This is a genomic window from Microbacterium sp. H6 (assembly GCF_003314775.1).
In the GTDB taxonomy this organism is placed as follows: domain Bacteria; phylum Actinomycetota; class Actinomycetes; order Actinomycetales; family Microbacteriaceae; genus Microbacterium; species Microbacterium oxydans.
This window is the reverse complement of the sequence record NZ_QOAY01000130.1, coordinates 1-294: the sequence shown is the minus strand read 5'-3', so window position 1 is coordinate 294 and position 294 is coordinate 1. Positions and strand designations below refer to the sequence as shown.

Genomic DNA, 294 nt, shown 5'->3' with positions numbered 1-294 from the left:
GCGCCGATGGTACTGCAGGGGGGACCCTGTGGGAGAGTAGGACACCGCCGGACTCCTTTTAGACAAAATGGCCACCCATCGTTGGGTGGCCATTTTGCGTTTACACGAAGAGAACAGGGAGCATCATGCCAGAAGAGGAAGAGCGCCGTCCGCGTCGCAACGACGACAACGGACCGCGCGGGAACCGCGCTTCTGGCGGACGCCCCAACTACAGCAGCCGCGATGGTGGCGCTCCTCGTCGTGAGGGCGGCTACAACCGCGATGGCGGTGCTCCCCGTCGTGACGGTGGTGCGC

General features: G+C 64.6%; 1 rRNA gene (only partly in view). It reads left to right on the top strand.

The window, feature by feature from the left end:
• A 5S ribosomal RNA gene (gene rrf, locus DSP71_RS24605) occupies window positions 1-53 on the top strand (it extends 116 nt beyond the left edge of the window).
• The last annotated feature ends 241 nt before the right edge of the window (window positions 54-294 follow it).